The organism is Streptomonospora nanhaiensis (genome assembly GCF_013410565.1).
In the GTDB taxonomy this organism is placed as follows: domain Bacteria; phylum Actinomycetota; class Actinomycetes; order Streptosporangiales; family Streptosporangiaceae; genus Streptomonospora; species Streptomonospora nanhaiensis.
Map to the genome: position 1 here is coordinate 3765188 of NZ_JACCFO010000001.1, position 20828 is coordinate 3786015.

General features: G+C 73.1%; 14 protein-coding genes and 1 pseudogene. 9 read left to right on the forward strand and 6 right to left on the reverse strand.

Annotation, left to right across the window (positions count from 1 at the left end; translation table 11 throughout):
• Positions 1-2 precede the first annotated feature (2 nt).
• The gene (locus tag HNR12_RS16570) at positions 3-2657 is read right to left on the reverse strand and encodes a transglycosylase domain-containing protein (RefSeq protein WP_179768349.1); all 2655 of its coding nucleotides are present in this window, start codon (positions 2655-2657) and stop codon (positions 3-5) included.
• Between the two features lie 820 nt (positions 2658-3477).
• Between HNR12_RS16570 and HNR12_RS16575 the strand changes: the two genes are divergently transcribed.
• The 3 genes from HNR12_RS16575 to HNR12_RS16585 all read left to right on the forward strand — a co-directional run bounded on the left by HNR12_RS16575 (position 3478) and on the right by HNR12_RS16585 (position 6248).
• On the forward strand, positions 3478-4098 hold the full coding sequence (locus HNR12_RS16575) for a PadR family transcriptional regulator (RefSeq protein WP_179768350.1): 621 nt from the start codon (positions 3478-3480) through the stop codon (positions 4096-4098).
• Between the two features lie 91 nt (positions 4099-4189).
• Positions 4190-5269 (forward strand): inositol-3-phosphate synthase, encoded by a 1080-nt coding sequence (locus tag HNR12_RS16580; protein WP_179768352.1) that lies wholly within the window; start codon positions 4190-4192, stop codon positions 5267-5269.
• A gap of 268 nt (positions 5270-5537) precedes the next feature.
• Positions 5538-6248: a hypothetical protein gene (locus HNR12_RS16585; RefSeq protein WP_179768354.1), complete on the forward strand. Its 711-nt coding sequence runs from the start codon at positions 5538-5540 to the stop codon at positions 6246-6248.
• Positions 6249-6388: 140 nt separating this feature from the next.
• Here the strand turns inward: HNR12_RS16585 and HNR12_RS16590 are convergent, their stop codons facing one another.
• Together HNR12_RS16590 and HNR12_RS16595 are read right to left on the reverse strand one after the other, a co-directional pair.
• Entirely contained in the window at positions 6389-6595 is a 207-nt protein-coding gene (locus HNR12_RS16590) for a helix-turn-helix domain-containing protein (protein WP_179768356.1), read from the reverse strand.
• Between the two features lie 122 nt (positions 6596-6717).
• Entirely contained in the window at positions 6718-7116 is a 399-nt protein-coding gene (locus HNR12_RS16595) for an ATP-binding protein (protein ID WP_179768358.1), read from the reverse strand.
• Positions 7117-7443: 327 nt separating this feature from the next.
• On the opposite strand from HNR12_RS16595, the pseudogene HNR12_RS29775 reads away from it, so the two are divergent.
• Both HNR12_RS29775 and HNR12_RS28560 read left to right on the forward strand, forming a co-directional pair.
• Positions 7444-7635 (forward strand): annotated as a pseudogene (locus HNR12_RS29775) (winged helix-turn-helix domain-containing protein); the annotation flags it as partial.
• A gap of 69 nt (positions 7636-7704) precedes the next feature.
• Positions 7705-8166, forward strand: coding sequence for a UTRA domain-containing protein (locus HNR12_RS28560; protein WP_217781955.1), 462 nt, complete (start codon positions 7705-7707; stop codon positions 8164-8166).
• On the opposite strand, the gene HNR12_RS16605 is transcribed toward HNR12_RS28560, so the two are convergent.
• A complete protein-coding gene (locus tag HNR12_RS16605) occupies positions 8163-10019 on the reverse strand; it encodes a hypothetical protein (protein WP_179768361.1) in 1857 nt (618 codons plus the stop codon). The two genes, HNR12_RS28560 and HNR12_RS16605, sit on opposite strands and share 4 nt — an antisense overlap.
• Positions 10020-10205: 186 nt before the next feature.
• Here HNR12_RS16605 and HNR12_RS16610 point away from each other — a divergent pair, with 186 nt between their 5' ends.
• Positions 10206-11510, forward strand: a complete 1305-nt coding sequence (locus HNR12_RS16610) for an MFS transporter (RefSeq protein ID WP_179768363.1) — start codon at positions 10206-10208, stop codon at positions 11508-11510.
• A gap of 214 nt (positions 11511-11724) precedes the next feature.
• On the opposite strand, the gene HNR12_RS16615 is transcribed toward HNR12_RS16610, so the two are convergent.
• Entirely contained in the window at positions 11725-12393 is a 669-nt protein-coding gene (locus tag HNR12_RS16615; protein ID WP_179768365.1) for a GOLPH3/VPS74 family protein, read from the reverse strand.
• Between the two features lie 178 nt (positions 12394-12571).
• Positions 12572-14077, reverse strand: coding sequence for a CCA tRNA nucleotidyltransferase (locus tag HNR12_RS16620; protein WP_179768367.1), 1506 nt, complete (start codon positions 14075-14077; stop codon positions 12572-12574).
• Between the two features lie 287 nt (positions 14078-14364).
• Here HNR12_RS16620 and HNR12_RS16625 point away from each other — a divergent pair, with 287 nt between their 5' ends.
• The 3 genes from HNR12_RS16625 to murJ (HNR12_RS16635) all read left to right on the forward strand — a co-directional run bounded on the left by HNR12_RS16625 (position 14365) and on the right by murJ (HNR12_RS16635) (position 20620).
• The gene (locus HNR12_RS16625; protein ID WP_179768369.1) at positions 14365-16854 is read left to right on the forward strand and encodes a DUF6049 family protein; all 2490 of its coding nucleotides are present in this window, start codon (positions 14365-14367) and stop codon (positions 16852-16854) included.
• Between the two features lie 67 nt (positions 16855-16921).
• Positions 16922-18655 carry a murein biosynthesis integral membrane protein MurJ gene (gene murJ, locus HNR12_RS16630; RefSeq protein ID WP_308118483.1) on the forward strand — a complete coding sequence of 578 codons (1734 nt, stop codon included), beginning with the start codon at positions 16922-16924 and terminating at the stop codon, positions 18653-18655.
• A gap of 114 nt (positions 18656-18769) precedes the next feature.
• On the forward strand, positions 18770-20620 hold the full coding sequence (gene murJ, locus HNR12_RS16635) for a murein biosynthesis integral membrane protein MurJ (protein WP_179768373.1): 1851 nt from the start codon (positions 18770-18772) through the stop codon (positions 20618-20620).
• Positions 20621-20828: the final 208 nt, after the last annotated feature.

Genomic DNA, 20828 nt, shown 5'->3' on the forward strand with positions numbered 1-20828 from the left:
CACTAGTCCCCGGAACTCCCGAACCGGCGGAACCAGCCCGGCGGCTCACCCGTGTCGTCGGGGTCGCCATCCGGCGGGCCCGGGGGTTCGGGGCTCCCCGTGTCCTGCTCGTCCTCGCACTCCCAGGGCAGGCCGTCACAGTCGTCGTCGTCCGTGGGCGGGGTCGTCGGCGGCGACTGCGTCGGGGACTGCGACGGGGTGGTGCTGGGGGTCTCGCTCGCGGTCTCCGAGGGCTCCTCGCTGGGGGTGATGCTCGGCTCGGGAGTGGGACCGTAGCGGCCCTCCTCGCCCTTCCACACCGGGTCGGCGAACTCCTCGACCTCCTGGCCCTTCATGGCCTCGGCCATGAAGGCGCGCCAGATCTTGGCCGAGGTCGTACCGCCGTAGACGTCGTTGACGCCCGGGATGACGAGCGCCTCGCCGTCGTCGCGGCTGAGCCCCACCGCCGTGGCGAGCTGCGGGGTGTAGCCGACGAACCAGGCCGACTTGGCGCTGTTGGAGGTACCGGTCTTGCCGGCCACGGGGCGGCCGTCGGGCAGCGCCGCGGCGTCGCCACCGCCGTTCTCGACCACCTGGGTCATGGCGTAGGTGGCGTCGATCGCGGTCTCCTCGCTGAATGCGGGGGTGCCCTCCTCCAGCTGCTGGGCGTCGTTGGGCTGGATCTCCTCGCCGTTGGCGTTGGTGACCTTGGTGATCATGTGCTGCGGCATGTGCACGCCGCCGTTGGCGAAGGTGGCGAAGCCCGCGGCCTGGTCCAGCGCGGTGACCTGGTAGGTGCCCAGCGCGATGTTGGGCCCCATCTCGGCGGTCTCGAACTGCTCCTCCCGGATGCCGGCCGCCTTGGCGATGTCGACCACCGCGGGCGGACCGACCTCGATCGCCAGCTGCACGAAGCTGGTGTTGACCGAGTGCGCCGTGGACTCCACCAGGTCGACCTGGCCCCAGTCCTTGTTGCTGTCGTTCTGGATCGGCTCGCCCACGCCGGGGAACTCCTGCGGGGAGTCGCCGTTGAACTCGCTGCGCAGGCTGATGTTCTGCTCCAGCCCGGCCGCCAGCACATAGGGCTTGAAGGCCGAACCCGCCTGCGCGCGCAGCGTCAGCGAGTTGTTGGGGTCCTGCGTGAAGTCGGTGCCGCCGTAGAAGGCCCGGATCTCACCGGTCTGGGGCACGACCGCCGCGAGGCCCTGGACGGTCTCGGGGGGCATGTCGGGCAGCGTCTGGGCGAACGCCTCCTCGGCCGCGGTCATCAGCTTGGGGTCGAGGGAGGTCTCGACGGTGTAGCCGGCCGTGGCGATCTGGTTGGGCGACAGGTCGTAGCGCGTCTGCAGCTCGTTGATCACCGCGTCGCGGATGTAGCCCTCCTGGCCCTCGATCTCGTCGCCGGTGCCGTAGGGGATGGTCTCGGGGAACTCCAGCTTGTCGGCCTCGCTGGCGGGCAGGCCGAGGTCGGGGTTCTCCTCGTGCATGGTGACCAGGCCGTCGCGCACGTAGTCCCAGCGCTCGCGGAGGACGTCCTCCATGGCCTTGTTGCCTTCGACGTTCTCGAAGTTGCCGGGCTGCTGGATGATCGCGCCGATGAACGCGCCCTCGGCGTCGTTCAGCTCGCTGACGTCCTTGCCGAAGTACGCCTGGGCGGCGGCCTGCACGCCGTAGGCCTGGCGGCCGAAGTAGATGGTGTTGAGGTACTTCTCCAGGATCTCGTCGGGGTGCATGGTCTGCCCCGCCTTGATCGAGATCAGGATCTCCCGGAGCTTGCGGGTGTAGCTGCGCTCCTGGGAGAGGGTGTCGTAGTAGTTGCGCGACATCTGCTGGGTGATGGTGGAGCCGCCGCCCGCGGCGCCGGCGGTCAGCACGGCGCGCATGGTGCCGGAGATCGAGATGCCCGGCTCCTCGTAGAAGTTGCGCTGCTCGGCGGCGAGCACGCCGTTGACCACCGACTGCGGGATGTTCTCGCGCTGCACGATGACCCGGTTCAGCTCACCGGTGGTCACCGCCTCCGAGCCGTTCTCGTACTTGATCGTGGTGGCGGCGATCTGGGCGCTGTCCTGCTGGTCCAGGGTGCGGGGGTCGGGGGTGTTGGCGTAGGCGATGCCCAGCACGGCCACGCCGGCGACGAACATCAGCGCGCAGGTGATCAGCGCGGGCTTCCACGCCTTGGCGAAGAAGCGCTTGACGGGACCGCGGTCGTCGTACTCGTCGGGGTCGTCGCCGCCCGCGCGGCGGCGCCCGCCGCCGCGGCCCTCGGAGCGCGCGCCGTGCGCGGCGGCCGCGCGCCGCCCGCGCTCGGGCGCGGCGCGGCGGCGCCCGCCGGAGCGGGGGCCCGCCTCGGAGCGCGCGCCGCTGGACCGGCCGCGGTCGCGGTCGCCGCCCTCGGAGCGGCGGCGGGGGCGCTCGTCGTCCCAGAAGCCGTCGTCGCCGGCGGGGGGACGGCGCCGTCCGCCGCCCGCCGCGCCGCCGGCGCCCGCGGCGGCCGCGCCGCGGCCGCCCTCGTCCCAGAAACCACCGTTGTCGTCGGCGGGCGGCCTGCGGCGACCGGCAGAGCGTTCGTCCCCCGCAGGGCCCTGCGCCCTGCGCCTGCCGCCGTTGCCGCGCGCGCCGTCCGCCGGGCCAGAGGCCCGGCGGCGCCCGCCGGCATTCCGTCGTCTTTCGGTACTCACGCGTCCTCGATTGCTGTTCAGCGGCCGATCGGCCTTACGACTCGGGTAAGTGGGAGAAGGCCCCACGCGGAGGGAATCCGGGAGCCGGGTCGAAACGCGCCGTCGGTTTCGGAGGTTCATGCGTCCGGATATGGGACGCCCGACTACCGCGATTGGTTTTCGACCACTCCGGAAACGTTGTCCTCTGCTTCCTCCTGTCGGCGACCTCTAGGCGTAAAGACCCGGTGCAACCCGGTCGAGCGTTGGGCCGTGCGACTGCCCGCGACCCGTGTGAACCGCCGCGCCCGCGGTTAGGACACCACAGGAGCACCGAACGGTCACGGTTGGAGCACCCGTCACGGTAGAGCGACCACGGCGCGTAGCACAACCCAGGCGTGAGCGTACTTGGCCGACACGGGCTCTCCGGCCGCCTTTGGACGGCCGGGATGACACCGTAGCGGGGCCGCGCGGCCGGCCGATCGCGGCTGCGGCGGAGTCCCGTTGAGGCCCGGGTCACAACCCTCCAGGTCGGGTGCTCCGGCGCGGCTCGGCGGACGGAGCGGCCGGGGGGCGCGGTGTTAGATAGCCAACAGAGCGTTGCGTTATATCACGGCGATATAGTCATATACGGATAAACCACGCATTGAGCCGCGTCCGCCACCTTTCCGCCGTGGTTCGCCGCCCGGCGCGCCGGAGCCCGGCGGCCGGGGCACCGACCGCGCGCGCCCGCCGGGAACAAATATCCGCCCGGGTACGGCTGAACTACGCAGCGGGTCTGGCGCGGGCGCGGTCCGCAGGAGGCAACGGGCCGGAACGGGCAGACGGGTAGGAGGTGGCGGGCATGGGCGGCCGACGCGCCCGCGTACTGGAACTCGCCGTTCTCGGCCATCTCGCCGGTGCGCCGATGCACGGGTACGAGCTGCGCAAACGCCTCAACTCCGAACTCGGCGCCTTCCACGCCTTCTCCTACGGCTCCCTCTACCCCTGCCTGAAGGAGATGGTGCGCGAGGGCCTGGTGGTGTCCTCCCACTGCGAGGGCGCGGGCGGCCGGCGCTCGCGGATCGTCTACCGGCTCACCGACAGCGGACGCGACCGGCTGGGTGACCTCCTCGCGGAGAGCACCCCCGCCGCCACCGACGACGAGTGCTTCGGTGTCCACTTCACGCTGTTCGGCCGCACCCGCACCGAAGTGCGGCTGCGCATCCTCGACGGCCGGCGGGCGCGCCTTCAGGAGCGCCTCGCCGACCTCCGGGAGCTCCTGGCCGATCCCCGCCAGGACCCCTACACCGTTGAACTGCACCGCCACCGGGCAGAGGCCCTGGAGAGCGAAGTCGGCTGGCTTGACGACCTCATCCGGCGGGAACGGCGGTGCGCCGAGCACGCACCCGCCGCTGATGCCACCATCAGCGGAAACGCCCCCCTTCGCGAGGGCGGACCACCACCCACCGGCAGCCGGCACTAAGCACGGCGGCGGCCCCGCGCCGCCCCCGCCCGGCGCGCCATCGCGGCGCGCTTTCACGTCCCAATCAGCGACCAAGAAGGAGCAAGGACCAATGGGTTCGGTACGCGTAGCCGTCGTGGGTGTAGGCAACTGTGCGGCATCGCTCGTCCAGGGCGTCCATTACTACTCTGACGCCGACCCCGAAACCCGGGTCCCCGGCCTCATGCACGTGCGGTTCGGCCCCTACCACGTGCGGGACGTGGAGTTCGTGGCCGCTTTCGACGTCGACGCCAAGAAGGTGGGCCAGGACCTCGCCGACGCGATCACCGCGAGCGAGAACAACACCATCAAGATCTGCGACGTCCCGCCCACCGGCGTGGTCGTGCAGCGCGGGCCGACGTTCGACGGCCTGGGCAAGTACTACCGCGAGACCATCGAGGAGTCGACCGAGGACGCGGTCGACGTGGTCGCCGCGCTGAAGGCCGCCCGCGCCGACGTGCTGGTGTCCTACCTCCCCGTGGGCTCGGAGGAGGCCGACCGCTTCTACGCGCAGTGCGCCATCGACGCCGGGGTCGCGTTCGTCAACGCGCTGCCGGTGTTCATCGCCTCCGACCCCGAGTGGGCCGAGAAGTTCACCCGCGCCGGGGTGCCGATCGTCGGCGACGACATCAAGTCCCAGGTGGGCGCCACCATCACCCACCGCGTGCTGTCCAAGCTGTTCGAGGACCGCGGTGTGGTCGTGGACCGCACCTACCAGCTCAACTTCGGCGGCAACATGGACTTCATGAACATGCTGGAGCGCGACCGGCTGGAGTCCAAGAAGGTCTCCAAGACGCGCTCGGTGACCTCCCAGATCCCCCACGAGCTGAAGGCCGGCGCGGTGCACATCGGGCCCTCCGACCACGTGCCGTGGCTGGACGACCGCAAGTGGGCCTACGTCCGGCTGGAGGGCCGCGCCTTCGGCGACGTCCCGCTGAACCTGGAGTACAAGCTGGAGGTGTGGGACTCCCCCAACTCCGCCGGGATCATCATCGACGCGATCCGGGCCGCCAAGATCGCCAAGGACCGGGGCATCGGCGGACCGATCACCTCGGCGTCGTCCTACTTCATGAAGTCCCCGCCCGAGCAGTACAGCGACAGCGAGGCGCACGACCTCGTGGAGCGGTTCATCGCCGGCGAGGTGGACCGCTGATCCGCTCCGCCGCCTGAGCACCGCGCGCGGCGCGGGCGCGGCGGACGCGGAGGGAGAGCCGTGGGCCGGAGGATCGGAGCGGACCGTCCGGCTCACGGCGCGGGACCGGACGCCGGAAGGACGCGGGCGCCCGGGAGCCGCCGGGGGCGCCGCCGGGGCCGCCGGGGGCGCTCTCCACGGGGATCGAGCGCGCGGCGGCTGCGGGCCATAATGGCCTTCCAGTCAAGCCGATCCGGGCGCGTGGGCCCGGGCAGGTCAAGGAGCCTCGATGAGCTACCCCCAGGACCCCGGCCCCCCTCCGGGGCCGGGACCATGGCAGCAGCCGCCACCGGGGCCGGGCGGCCCCGGACCGCAGCCCGGATACGGCCCGCCGACCGGCGGGCAGCCCGCGGGCGGGTACGGCTACCCGCCGCCCGGCGGCTACCCGAGCGGGGGCTACCCCGCCGGCGGCTACCCCGGCGGCCAGCCGACCGGGTCCTATCCCAGCGGTAAGGGCGGCGGCGGCAACGTCGGCCTCGTCCTGGTCACCATCAGCGTCTGCGTCGCCGTCCTGGTGGTGGTCGGGGGCGTGGGGCTGTGGCTGCTCAGCAGCTCCGGCGGGTCGGGCGGCACGGCCGAGCAGTCGGCGCTCGCCCCCTACGAGGGCGTGTGGGACGGCGACCTCGACCAGCTCGACGCCGGCGGCGCCCCCATGGGCACGTGGTCGGCCACCGTCACGGTCTCGGGCGACACCGTCGAGGGCGAGGAGTACAACCTCGGCACCGAGCAGGACGGCCGGTGCAGCTGGGAGATCTCCGAGGTGCAGCCCAGCGACACGCAGATGACGTTCTCCTACTCGGTGGCCGACGACCCCGACTGCGTCGACAACGGCTTCGTCACCCTGGTCCCGGCCGGGGAGGGGATGCTGGACATCACCGTGAGCAGCACCATGTCCGACGGCTCCACAAGCGTCTCCGAGGGCACCCTCTACCGCGAGTAGCCGCCCCGCACCTCGCCTTGTCTCCCTGTCCCTCAATCGCCCTATCGCCGTATCGCCGTGTCGACCTGTGGCCGGTCCCGCCGCAACGGGACCGGCCACCGCTGTTTCACGTGGAACAGCAGCCGCCTCCCCCGTCGGCGTCAGCCGCGCGGGGTCTCCTCTGCGGCCGAGGGAGTGAGCAGGGCGTCGACGTCGTCGGCGTAGATGCGCCGTTGGCCGCCCAGGGTCCGCGCGGTCCGCAGGTGGCCCGCCTCAGCCCACCGCCTGACGGTGGCGGGGCTGACCCGGAACATGCGCTGGACCTCGCCGGGGGTGTAGAAGCGCGGGTGTGCGGATGGGGTGTTCATGATCTCCAGGGGGTAGGGCGCTCCCGCCCCGAGCCGTGTGCGGCCGGGGGCGGGAGCGGCGTAGGGGCGGCCGGGTGTCGTTGGCCGAGGGAGGCTGCGCTTCCCGGACCGCGTCGGATCGTTCACGCCGTGACGGATCGGGCATCCCAGGTGAGGACGTAGTAGATCCCGGGGCCGGTGGCGCGCGGCCCCCACTCGTCGGCGTAGTGGTCGATCAGGCCGAGTCCCCGCCCGTGCTCGTCGGCGGGCGCGGCGGTGACGAGCACAGGTCGGGTCGGGCCGCCGCCGTCCTCGACCTCGACCCTGATGCGGCCGGGAAAGGCGTGCAGGCGGACCCGGAAGCACGTGCCCGCGCTGCCGGTGTGCAGGACGGCGTTGGTCGCCGCCTCGGAGCACAGCAGCAGAGCCGCCGCCCGGCGCTCCTCGGGAACCGGGACCCCGGCCGTGTTCAGGGCCGCCAGCATCCAATGCCGCGCGCGAGGGACCGACACCGGTTCGCCGGGAAAGGTCGTGGCGGTCACCAGGACATTCATCGCTGCCCCCACTGCGGATCGGGGCACAGGAACAACACGTAGGGCCGTACTCGATTGGTACGAACACGGCGCCGCCGCGTGTCCGAATGACGGGGCGTATAGGGCGTTGTAGGACGTATAGAGTTCGGCATGGGTCTCCACCTGGCTCCTTCAGGTCGGGGCTCCGGCCCTGTCGGTGTCCAGTCACCGACAGGGCCACGTGATCCACCGTCTATGCAGCCCACCCTGGCTGACTGAGCTGACTCCGTGATATATATACCCTATATATAGCACCACCGTGAAGGGGCTCATGCCGAATCCAGGGATGATGTATCGATGACCAGACCCGACCCGCCCTACCGCCTCATCGCTGATGCCCTACGTGAGCGGATTGCCACCGGCGCCCTCGGTCCGGGGGACCGCCTCCCTCCCATGGCAGCCCTCGCGGAGGAATTCAACGTCAGCCCGCGAACCGCCCAGAAGGCTGTTTGGCAGCTTCGGGGCGAAGGGCTGGTGCATGTCACGCAAAGAGGTGCCACTGTTCGCACCACTCCGCGCGCCTTGCCGTTGTCGCCGGAGCGGACTGGAGCACGGGAGGTGGCCGACGACATCGCTGTGACAGGGGCGGCGATTGTCCCGATGCTGCCGAGCGTGGGAGCGGCCCTCGGCACCAATGCTGACGCTCTGAACCGCACAGTGGTGCGCCGAGAAACCGTGACCAGCCGCGATGGCAACCCATACCGCCTGGCCGTGAGTTGGCTGGACCCCGCGTGGACGGCGAAGGTGCCGGAACTCCTGGAACCCTCCCCGATTCCGAACATCCTGGCGCTACTCGCCGAGAGGACCCAGCGCAGAGCGGATCACGGTCGGGACTACTGGGAGGCGAGAACCTCAGACCAACGCGAATCACTGGCCCTTGAGATCCCCGCAGACTCACCTATTCTGGCGGGAACATCCGTGTACAGCGACAGCGAGGGGCCGATTCTCTACTACGAATGGGTCGCACCATCGTTCCGAGCTGTAACTGTGGACTACCCGGTGCACGTCCCCTATCCCTAGACCTGCACACGCGCCCCCTTCGGTTTCCGGAGGGGGTTTTCAGTCGGTTGTCCTTTTCGGCAATCCGGCTCGCGGAGGAAAGGGCCGCCAGCATCCAATGCCGGGGGTCCCGCGTGGCGAGTGGGCGGCGTTCCTGGTGGCGGTGAAGGCGGCCGACCTGTAGGACGGGTTCGCACCCCGCACCCCCTCGGTCGACCGGCGTCACGGTGCGGCGCGGTGGGGGTGGGTGGTGTCCGGGGGCGGTGGGTGCGTCCGGGGGCGGGTGGGGGGGCGCTTCGGGTGGTGGCGGGGTTCCTCGGAAGCTTGGGGTTGGCCAGGGCGGGGACCGGTGAAGCCGGGGCCGCTGCCTTGGCGGCCTCCACCGCGGGCCGGACCTCGCGGACGAGGGCGGACAGCTCCCGCGCGGCCGCGCCCAGCCGGTTGCCGTGGAGGCCGTACTCCGTGGCGGCGGCGTCGAGGTTGTACAGGGCCAGGTCGAGGCTCATGGACTCTGCGGAGCGGTGTCCGCGCTGTCCCTCCCACGCCGCGCCCAGGGTCCGCGCCGGTGCGAGCGCCAGGTGGCCGGGCAGGTCGTCCATCGCCTGCCGGAGCCGGTGCCTGGCCTCCCGCAGGCCGGCGCGGTCGGCTCCCGATCCGGCCGGCTCGGACCGGACCTCCACGGCGTCGATCTCGGCCACGAGCCGCCGGGCCCGCTCGTAGGCCTCCTGGGCCACCGGCAGCTGGAACCGGTACCGGTCGCGCGACTCCCGGAAGTCGCGGGCCGTCTCGGTCTCACCGACCACCGGCTCGATTCCGTGCCATCCCGCCAGCCCGGTGAGGAACGCCGCGAGTTCGCGGTCGTCCACGCCGCCGAAGGGCGTATCGGGCCCGCCCGTACTCCGCGGGAAGAGCGGAGGCCGTCCGCCCCGGCCGGGCGCGGCCTCGGCGGTGCGCGCGGGCGGCCCCGCCGCCCCGTCCACAGCCTGCCCGGCCGCCCTGTCCACGACCGGCCGGGCCGCCCCGTCCACAGCCGGGTGGGACGCCGCGCCCGCCGGCGGTCCGGTTGCCGCAAACGCCTCGGGGGCCCGGTCCCCGGTCAGCCGCTCCAGCCACTCCCGCGACTCCGCCAGGAGGCCGTCGCCGCCCCGGAGCGACAGCTCCCCGTCCACGATCTCCAGCGCGGCGAGCACCTCGGGGGCGGGCCGCGCCGCCGGTGTCCGCCGCTCCCGCTCCGACCCGCGCCGGGCCCAGCCCCGCCGGGCCGCCTCGCCGATCTCCCCGTGGCGGCCGTTTGTCCCGCCGAGGGAGCCGCGCCCCGCCGTGTCGCCGGGCACCACGGCCTCGGCGGAGTCGAGCGCCCTCCGCAGCGCCGCCCATCCGGCCTCCAGTGCGCGCCGGCGCTCCTGGTAGGCCGCTGCCGCGTTGGCGAGGAACCGCAGGCCCTCGCCCAACCTGCGCCGGACGTGTTCGTCGTCCACCCCGAGGTGCCGGGCGGAGTCGGCGGTTGCGCGCTCGGTCGTGAAGTCGGGGTCGACTGCCGCGGAGCCGGGCAGCGCGTCCACCGCCTCCCGCAGGCGCCGGACCCGTTCGCGCGTGTCGGGGTCGGTGCCGGCGGCGCGGTCGAGGCCGAGGTCGAGGATTTGCCGCGCGTCGCCGTAGACCTCGCGCGTGGTCGTCCACAACCCGTGGTAGGCAAAGCGCGCGTGGTCGAACTCCTCCAGTCTCCGGGCGATCGCCCCTTGCGCGTACCGGAGCTTGGGCAGGTCGGCGAGGGAGTCCAGGACCTCGGTCAGCGCGGGCAGGATCCGGCTCTCGTCCATCCCGCCGAAGGGGACGGCGCGCGGGTCGTCGAACATGGGCGCGAACTCGGACACGGGCACTCCGCACTGACGGCACTGACGGCACTGACGGCACAAGAAACAAAAAACGAGGGCGCCGGACACGGGCGGGCACCCGGACCGACGGCACATCCTCACGCGAAACGGGCGGCGGGGCAACGCCCGGCCACCCGGTTCGCCCCGCCGCCCGCGGCCGCGCCCCGCCGCGCCTAGGCTGGGCGGGTGTCCTTCTACCGCGATCTCCGCGACGTGCTCCAGGGACCGCGGTTTCGCCGCCTGTTCGCCGTACGGCTGGTCTCGCAGTTCGCCGACGGGTTCTACCAGGCCGGGCTGGCGGGGTACGTCTTCTTCTCCCCCGAGCAGCACACCACCGCCGGCCAGGTCGCCGCGGCCTTCGCCGCGCTGCTGCTGCCGTTCTCGGTCGTGGGCCCGTTCGCGGGTGTCTTCATCGACAGGTGGTCACGTCGACAAGTCCTCGTGTGGTCCACGCTGGCCAAGGCGGCCCTGGCCGCCGCGACGGCCGCCCTGGTCTGGGCGGGGGCCGACGGCGCCGGGTTCCTGATGGCCGCGCTCGCGCTGCTGGGCCTGAACCGCTTCCTGCTGGCCGCGCTCTCGGCCGCGCTGCCGCACGTGGTGCCGCACGCCAAGCTGATGATGGCCAACGCGGTCACCCCCTCCTGCGGCACGGCGGCCGCCTTCGCCGGCGCCGGCGCGGCGGCGGGGCTGCGGCTGCTCGGCGGCGACGGCGCCACCGGCACCGCCCTGGTCCTGCTGGGCGCCGCGACGGCGATGGCGGCGGCCGCGCCGATCGCCCTCACGCTGGGCCGCGCCGAACTCGGCCCCGACCTGGCCGAGCAGCCCGCCGCCGTCCGGGCCGCCCTCGGGCGGATCGCGGGCGGATTGGCCGACGGCGCGCGGCACATCTGGAGCCGCCGCCCGGCCCGCTACGGCCTGGCCACCATCGCCGCCCACCGGCTGGGCTACGGCGTCATGACGCTGATGACCCTGCTGCTGTACAACAACACCTTCACGGCCGGCGGCGTCGCCGGGTTCGCCGGGTTCTCGGTGGCGCTGGGGGCCTCGGCCGCCGGGTTCCTGGCGGGTGCGGTCGCGACGCCGTGGGCCACCGCGCGGGTCTCCACCGACACCTGGATCGCCGCGCTGCTGGGCGCGGGCTGCGCCGCGCTCCTGGTGTTCGGGCTGCCGTTCTCGCCGGCGCTGTTCCCGGTGGCCGCGTTCGCGCTGGGCGTGGTCTCGCAGGGCGTGAAGGTGTCGGTCGACACGCTGGTTCAGCGACATGTCGACGACGCGTACCGGGGCCGGGTGTTCTCGGTCTACGACATGCTGTTCAACGCGGTGTTCGTGGCGGGCGCGGGCGTGGCGGCCGTCGCGGTGCCCCCGGCGGGGACCGGTGCGGCGGCCGTGGTGGCGCTCGCCGCCGGGTACGGCCTGGTGGCCTGCCTGTGGGCGGCGCGGGCGCGCGCGGTGCGCGGCGGGGGCGCGGCCGTGGCGGCCGACCAGGGCTGAGCGGCGGTCCGGCCGGGCGCGCAGCCGGTCTGCGGTCGGTCCGGCGCCGTGTCGACATGTCGGCACGGCGCGCCGCCGGTCCTCCGGCCCGCCCGTCCCCGGGCCGGAGGGTGTCCGACGCGCCCCGTCGCGCCGCCCGGTCGGCATGTCGACAAAGCGCTTCGGCGACCCGCTCGGGGGCACCCCGGCGCGGGGGCCCGCCGACCGCATCCGCCTACCCGCCGGAGCGGGCGTTGGTGACGACGACGCGGACCGCCGCGCGCACCCCCGGGACGGCCGCGTCGACATGGGCGTGCAGCGCCGCGATCGCGTGCCGGTTCGCGCGGCGCTCCCGCCCGGTGAACACGCTGCCGACGTCGCCCTCGACCGCGAGCGAGGCCAGAACCGCATCCTCGACGGGCGCCGCCGCCGGGTCGCCGCCGAGCACCGCCGCGCGCACCCGCTCGCGCAGCGGGCGGATCTCGTCGGGGCGGAGGGGGGTGACCGTGCGCAGCGGCACCACTCCGAGCAGGCGGCGGGTCCGCACCGTGATCACGCCGGCCTCGGCCAGCCGCTCGCGCACGGTCCGCTCGGCCGCGCCGGGCTCGCGCATCACCAGGCCGGTCCACCGGCGCGGCCGGTCCCAGGGCACCTCGGCCAGGACCCGCGCCAGGAGCGGGTCCTCGGGTTCGCCGTCGCCGCCCCGGCGGGCGGCCTTGCCGTCCTGGTCGGCGAGCAGGCCGCGCAGGGACAGCTCCGCCAGGGCGGCGCCGCGCAGCAGCGCGTGGCGGTACAGGCCGCTGTAGGGGTCGAGACGGTCGCGGTCCAGGTCGTAGCTGAGGAGGTAGAGCCGCTCGGGCAGGGTCGGCGCCGCGTGCCCGCCGGTGGAGGAGTGGGGGTCCATGCCCCCATTCCAGCCGCCACCGCGCCCGGCCGCCAGATGACACCGTCATCGCCCGGCGGTGAGGTTTCGCGCCGGGCGCCCATGACAGGTGTCACAGCGCCCCCGGCCCCGGGCGCCGCCGCTTCACCCGCCGTCGGTTCGCCGACTCAGCGCTTCAGCGGTTCGCCGACATGTCGACTCAGGCGTCCGTGTCGGCGTGCCGCTTCGCCCAGGCGCGCAGCTCCGCCGCCGCGGCCTCCTTCTCCATCGGGCCGTTCTCCAGCCGCAGCTCCAGCAGGAACCGCCACGCCTTGCCCACCACCGGGCCGGGACCGATGCCCAGGATCTCCTGGATCTCGTTGCCGTCGAGGTCGGGCCGGACCTTGTTCAGCTCCTCCTCCTCGGCCAGGCGCTCGATCCGGCGCTCGATGTCGTCGTAGGCGCGGGCCAGGGCCGCCGCCTTGCGCCGGTTGCGAGTGGTGCAGTCGGCGCGGGTCAGCACGTGCAGCCGCTGGAGCAGGTCGCCGGCGTCGCGGGCGTAGCGGCGCACCGCGGAGTCGGTCCACTCGCCCTTGCCGTACCCGTGGAAGCGCAGGTGCAGGGCCACGAGCTTGCTGACGTCGGCGATGACGTCCTTGGGGAACCGCAGCGCGCCGAGCCGGTGTTTGGCCATCGAGGCGCCCACGACCTCGTGGTGGTGGAAGGTGACCCGGCCGCCCGACTCGAACGCGCGGGTCTTGGGCTTGCCGATGTCGTGCAGCAGCGCGGCCAGGCGCAGCACCAGGTCGGGCGCCATGCCGCGCGCCCGCTCAAGTTCGATCGCCTGGTCCAGCACGGTCAGCGAGTGCTCGTAGACGTCCTTGTGCCGGTGGTGCTCGTCGATCTCCAGCCGCATCTTGGGAATCTCGGGCAGCACGTGCTCGGCCACGCCGAGGTCGACCATCAGCTCCACGCCCCGGCGGGGGTCGGCGCTGACCATGAGCTTGGTCAGCTCGTCGCGGATGCGCTCGGCCGAGACGATCGACAGCCGGTCGGCCAGCGCGGCCGCGGCCTCGCGCACCTCGGGGGTGGGCGACATCCGCAGCTGGGCCGCGAACCGCACCGCGCGCATGATGCGCAGCGGGTCGTCGGTGAAGGAGTCCTCGGGGCGGCCGGGCGTGCGCAGCCGGCGCGCCCGCAGGTCGGCGAGGCCGCCGAAGGGGTCGACGAACTCCCGGTCGGGCAGCCGCACCGCCATGGCGTTGACGGTGAAGTCGCGGCGCACGAGGTCCTCGTACAGCGAGGTGCCGTAGTGGACCTCCGGCTTGCGCGACTTCGGCTGGTAGGACTCGCTGCGGTAGGTGGTGATCTCCAGCTGCAGCCCGCCCTTGCGCAGGCCCACCGTGCCGAAGTCGATGCCGACCGTCCACACGGCGTCGGCCCAGCCGTCGACCAGCGACAAAATGGTCTGCGGCACGGCGTCGGTGGTGAGGTCGAGGTCGTTGACCGGGCGCCCGAGCAGGGCGTCGCGCACCGGCCCGCCCACCAGCGCGATCTCGTGGCCGCCGCGCGTGAACAGCTCGCCCAGCTCCGCCAGGACCGTGCCGATCGAGTCGAACAGGTCGGAGACGGCGGCCCGCTGCTCGCCGGTGAGGCGGCCTGGCGGGGCGGCCTCACCGGTCACCGGCTGGCGGGGGGTCTCACCTGGAAGCGCTGAATTCGGCACACCACCAGAGATTAGGTGTCGCGGTCCCGTGTTGCGAATCGGCGCCGGTCGGGGGCCCGGGAGTGCCCCGCTGATCCGACGATCCGATCCGGAAGGGCAACGACCGCGTTCCGCGCGGGCCGTAATGCTTCGGAGCGCCCCGCCCGAAGCGGTATTGTGCACACCAGTCCACCGCGACATCCGCCGCCCCGTTCGGCCGTTCGCAGCGACCCGCGAGACCGCGGCACCGTGCATCAGCATCCACATCCCCCGCGGGCCATCGTCAACCTCATGGAAGACCAACTGGCGTGCGTCGACTCCTTCACGTAGGCGCGGTCGCGGCCACGACCGCCGCCCTTCTCCCGGCCCTGGCCGCGTTCAGTCCTGCGCAGGCCCCCGCGGCCGACCCGGGCCAGGCCGACAACCGGCCCGATCCGCTCGTCGTGGAGGAGATCACCCCCACCTCCGTCGGGCGCAACAGCACGGTCGAGATCACCGGCGAGGTCACCAACACCACCGAGCGGGCGGTCGAGGACGTCACCGTCCGGTTCCGCTACTCCACCACCGGCGTGGCCGACCGCTCCGAACTGGACGCCTACGCCGCCGGCGAGGGGGTGCAGCCGGAGTCCGTGGGCGCCGACACCGAGATCGAGGGCGGCCTGGAGCCCGGGGAGTCCGCGGAGTTCACCCTGCGCGTCGAGGCCGCCGACCTGGACCTCTCGGAGTTCGGCGTGTACCCGATGGTGGTCGAGGCGGTGAACGGCGCCGGCGCGGACATGGGCGCCAAGCGGACCTTCCTGCCCTACCGCGGCGGGTCGGCGCCCGACCCCGTGGGCATCGCGTGGGTGTGGCCGCTGATGGACTGCCCTCAGCGCGCCGACGACGACACCTATCTCGGCGGTTCGCTGACCGAAAGCCTCGCCCCCGAGGGGCGGCTCGGCCGCCTGCTGACCGCGGGCGCGCAGAACGACGACGTGTCGCTGGACCCCGCCGAGCCCGGCGAATCCGCCGAACCCACCGAGTCAGCCGAGCCCAGCGCCTCGGCGTCGCCCTCGCCCGGCGGCGGCGCCGACGACGAGGAATCCGGCGGCGCGGGGTCCGGCGGCTCCGCGGACTCCCCCGCGGTACCCGTGACCTGGGCGGTCGACCCCGGCCTGCTCGACGACATCGACCGGCTGACCTCCCCCTACCAGGTGATGGCCGACGACGGCGCCGCCACCGCCCCCGCCGACATGGAGGCCAGCGCCGCCGCCGAGGTCTGGCTGGACCAGGCGCGCGCGGCGCTCGCCGACGACGCGGTGATCGCCACCCCCTACGCCTCGGCCGACCTCGCCGCCCTGCTGCGGCACGACCTCGACAGCGACGCCGAGACCGCGATCGCCCTGGGCTACGACACCGTGGAGCGCGTGCTGGGCCTGCCCGCCGAGCCCGCCCTGGCCGTGCCCGCCGACGGCATGCTCAACACCCCCACCCGCGAGCTGTACCAGCGCATGGGCGCCACCGGCTTCCTGCTGCGCGAGGCCGCGATGCCCGCCGCCTCGTGGGTGGGCCACACCCCCTCGGCCGCGGCACCGCTGGACCTGGGCGAGGGCGAGGAGGGCACCGCCCTGGTGGCCGACAGCGGCCTGACCGAGGTGCTCGACGCCGACACCTCCGACCCCGGCGACGCGGCGCTCGCCCAGCAGCGGTTCGCCGCGGAGACCGCGATGATCGCCGCGGAGCGTCCGGGCACCGACCGCACCGTGGTGGCCTACCCCCCCGCCGACTGGAACCCCGGCGCCGGCTTCGCCCAGGGCGTGCTGGAGGCCACCGACACCCTGCCGTGGCTGGAGCCGGTGGACCTCAACGACGTCCGCCCCGAAGGCGGGGCGGCCGGCCAGGACCGCACCGGCCCCGAGTACCCCCGCTCGGCGTCCCGCGCCGAGCTGAGCGGGTCCTACCTCGACGAGGTCAAGGACATCCGGGGCAACATCCGGCTCTTCAACAGCATTCTGGTCGACGAGGAGGACCCGTTCCGGCCCGCCGTCCTGCGGCTGGAGTCGGTGGCCTGGCGGGAGCGCGACGACCTGTCCGAAACCGCGGTCGACCGCGTGGCCGACGCGGTGCGCACCGACATGGAGAAGGTCCGCATCATCCCCTCCGAGCCGGTGACCCTGGCCAGCGCCACCGGCACCATCGGGGTGCTGATCGCCAACGACCTGGAGGACCACACGGTCCGGGTCAATTTGTCGCTGCTGTCGGCCAACCCCGAGCGGCTGGCCATCGGCAACTACCAGGACCCCATCCAGGACCCCATCGAGATCGGCCCCGGCGACCGGACCACCGTCTACGTGCGGCTGACCGCCCGGGTCAACGGCCGCACGATGATCCAGATGAACCTGCACAACATCAGCGGCGAGCCGATCGCCGAGGAGCAGTTCCTGTCGGTGAACGCCACCGGTATGGGCACCCAGGCCCTGGTGATCAGCGGCGCGGGCGCCCTGGTGCTGGTGGCCGCGCTGACCCCGCGAGCGCTGCGCAAGTGGCGGCGCGGGCGCGAAACCGCCGCCGCGGCCGAACCCCCCGAGGGCACCGAGGGCACCGAAAGCGCGGAAGACGCCGAGGGCGCCGTGTCCGAGGGCACCGGCACGGCCCAGCAGGACACCTCCGCCGGTGACGGCGGCGCGGCGCCGGGCGAGTCGCCCGCCCCGATGCAGGAGAATGAGGAAGAACCCCCTTCCACCCGGCCCGGCGGCCCCGACACCGCCCCGCCCTCCGGTGGCAAGGGCGGCACCGGCGACTCCCCGGCCGGTGGCTGAGCAAGGCGGACATCCCCCGCTGCGCGGCGCTTCGCCCTGCCCACGCAATCCCGAAAGGAGCCGGCCTGTGGCCACCGAGACCACGAACGGCAGCGACGACCCCCCCGTTCCCGGCCCCAGCGGCCCCGACGACCCCACCGCGCCCACGGGCGGCGCGAGCGGCGAGCAGGGCTCGGGCGGCTCCGGCGGCATGATGCGCTCCAGCGCCATCATGGCCGTGGGCACGCTGGTCTCCCGCGTCACCGGTTTCGTGAAGGCGATCGTGATCGCCGCCGCGCTGGGCACCCAACTGCTCGGCGACGCCTACCAGACCGCGCAGACCATCCCCTTCATCATCAACGACCTGCTGATCGGCGGCCTGATGGCCAGCGTCGTGATCCCGCTGCTGGTCAAGCGGCGGATGCGCGACGACGACGGCGGCGTCAAGACCGAGAACCGGCTGTTCACCGGCGCGGTCGTGCTGCTGCTGGTGGTCACCGCCGCCGCCGTCCTGGCGGCCGAGCCCATCACCGCGCTGTACCTGGGCGACTCCGACCCCCGCCAGGCCGAGGTCACCGTCTACCTGGCCCGCTTCCTGCTCGCCCAGATCTTCTTCGTGGGGCTGAGCGGCCTGATCAGCGGCATGCTCAACACCCGCAACCGGTTCGGCTCCCCGGTGTGGGCGCCGGTGCTGAACAACATCGTGGTGATCGCGGTCGGCGGGCTGTTCCTGTGGGTGGCCGGAGCCGGCCGCACGGTCGAGACCGTCACCCAGGGCGAACTGGTGCTCCTGGGCGCGGGCACCACCGCCGGCATGGCGGCCCAGCTCGTGGTGCTGCTCGGGTCGCTGTGGCGCGCCGGGTTCCGCTGGCGGCCCCGGCTGGACCTGCGCGGCTCGGGCCTGGGCGAGGCGCTGCGCAGCGCCGGGTGGATGTTCCTCTACACCCTGATGACCCAGCTCGGGCTGCTCATCACCGCCAACCTCGTGAACCGCGCCGGCGCCGAGAGCGTGCGCCAGGGCCACGACGTCGGCGCCGGCCTGACCGCCTACAACTTCGCCTACACGCTGTTCCAGCTGCCCTACGCCATCATCGCGGTCTCGCTCATCACCGTGCTGCTGCCGCAGATGAGCGCGCACGCCACCGAGCGGCGCTGGGACGAGGTGCGCGCCGGGTTCTCCCGCACGCTGCGGATCTCGGCGCTGGTGCTGGTGCCGCTGGGCCTGGCGCTGGCGCTGTACGCCGTGCCCGTTGCCACGCTGGTGTTCGCGCGCGGCAACACCTCCGCCGCCGACGCCGCCAACATCGGCCTGGTGCTGGCCGTGATGGCGCTGGGCCTGGTGCCCTTCACCGTCTTCCAGCTCATGCTGCGGGTGTTCTACGCCATGGGCGACACCCGCACGCCCGCGCTGATCAGCATCGCCAACGTCAGCGTGCACGGCGCGCTGGCGCTGACCGCCTACGCGGTGCTGCCGCCCGACCGCGTGGTGGCGGGCGTGGCCGCAGGCTTCATGCTCTCGTTCCTCTCGGGCCTGGTCATCGCCGGTACCATCCTCAGCCGCCGCCTGGGCGGGCTTGACGGGCGGCACATCGGTGGAACATTGTTGCGGCTGCACGCGGCGGCCGTTCCCAGCGTCGCCGCGGGCTTCGGCGTCCTGTGGTTCTTCACCACGCAGGTGGGGCCCGGGATCTGGACCAACCTCGGCGCCCCCGTGGTCGGCTGCCTGATCGGCGGAGTGCTGTTCCTGCTGTGCGCCTGGGCGCTGCGGGTGCGGGAACTGTCGGCGGCGCTGGACCTCGTGCGCTCCCGTCTGCGACGGTAGGCGCCGGCGGTGCGGCCGCCGGGCCGCCGACCGCACCCCACCGCTGGCCGTCGTCGTCACCCCCGTCCCCGGGACGAAGCCGGCCCCGCCGCCCACAGGAAGCACCACAGGAAGATGGCTTCACCGGTGTCGAACGACCAGACCGGTCCGCCCGCGCCACGGCCGCGCCGGCGACTGCCGATGCCCGAGGAGGTCCTCGACGCCGTCGAGCGCACCGAACCGGGAACCGATCCCGAGCCCGGGCTGGTCGTCGTCCACGACCCGGCCGACTACGGCGACCTGGGCACCGCCGACCGCCCGGGCGAGGAGGGCAACGAGATCGGCGGCGCGGCGCACGCCGCCCCCGACAACCTGCTGCGCTCCAGTGCGCTGATGGCCGCGGGCACGGTGGTCTCGCGCGCGACCGGGTTCGTCCGCACCATCGTGCTGGCGGCGGCGCTGGGCACCCAACTCCTCGGCGACGCCTACCAGACGGCGAACATGGTGCCCTTCGCCGTCTACGACCTGCTGATCGGCGGCCTGCTGGCCAGCGTGTTCGTGCCGTTCCTGGTCAAGCGCAAGAAGCAGGACGCCGACGGCGGCACCGCCACCGAGCAGCGGCTCTTCACGGTGATGCTGCTGGTTCTGGCCGTGATCACGGTGGTGGGGATCGCGGCGGCCGAGCTGCTCATCCGCCTCTACGCCGGCGAGTTCACCAGCGGCCAGCACGACGCCGCCACGCTGCTGGCGCGGTTCCTGCTGGGCCAGATCTTCTTCATCGGCGCCAGCGGGATCGCCAGCGCCATGCTCAACAGCCGCAACCGGTTCGGCGCGCCGATGTGGGCGCCGGTGCTGAACAACCTGGTGATCATCGCCGTGGGCGCGATGTTCCTCGTGGTGGCCGGCCCCGGCAGCACGCCGGAGTCCATCACCGACGGCCAGCTGACGCTGCTGGGCCTGGGCACCACCCTGGGCCAGGTGGTGCAGGCGCTGGTGCTGGTGTGGGCGCTGTTCGCCGCCGGGTTCCGCTGGCGGCCCCGGCTGGACCTGCGCGGGTCGGGCCTGGGCGAGGCCGTGCGCACCGCGGCCTGGATGATGCTCTACATCGGCGTGGCCCAGGCGGGCCTGCTGGTGACCACCAACGTCGCCACCCGGGCGGGGGTGCGGGCGGCGGAGTCGGGTGACGCCGCCGCCGGCGCCGGGATCACCGCCTACCAGTACGCGTCGATGCTGTTCCAGCTGCCCTACGCCATCATCGCGGTCTCGGTGATCACCGCGCTGCTGCCGCGGATGAGCGCGCACGTGGCCGACGGCCGCAAGGACCTGGTGCGGGCGGACTTCTCGCGCGGGTTCCGGCTGTCGTCGGTGCTGATCGTGCCGATCTCGGTGGCGATGGTGGTGTTCGCCATCCCCTTCTGCGTGCTGATCTACGCCAACGGCAGCACCACGGTCGCCGACGCCCAGGGCATCGGGCGGATCCTCATGGTCTTTTCGGTGATGCTCATCCCGTTCACGCTGTTCCAGCTGCTGATGCGGGTCTACTACGCGCTCGGCGACACCAAGACGCCGTCGCTGATCGCGCTCCCGGCCGAGGCGGCGCACGCCGCCCTGGCGGTCACCCTGCTGTTCACGGCGCCGCCCCGGCTGGTGGTGGTGCTGCTCCCGGTGGCCTACGGCCTGTACTACGTGGTGGGCTCGGTGCTGGCCTGGCGCGGCCTGCGCGCCCGCATGAACGGGCTGGACGGGCGGCGGATCCTGCGGACGCTGCTGCTGCTGCACGCGGCGACCGTGCCCAGCGCGGTGTTCGGGGTGGCGATGATCCTCATGTTCGGGCTCCTGCCCGGCACGGTGCTGCCGTCGCTGCTGGCCATGGCGGCGGGCGGGGTGGTCGGCGGCCTGCTGTTCGTCCTCGTCGCCCAGCGCCTTGGTGTGACCGAAGTCACAACCTTCTTGGACATGGTGCGCGACCGTCTGCTGCGCCGCTGATCACCAGGCGGACATGACCATGTGTAATCGACATAAGGACCCAAATGCTCGCCCACCAGCCCACAACTGTCCACCGAAGGCCCCACTCAGGCGTCCTAGCATGGAACGGCAGTTCTTCGCCGTTGTCCACGTGTTTTCTGAGCTGCCCGAAGGGAGGTTGGGGACAGACAACGACACGGCCGGACACCCCCGAGCTCTCCCCTTTCCG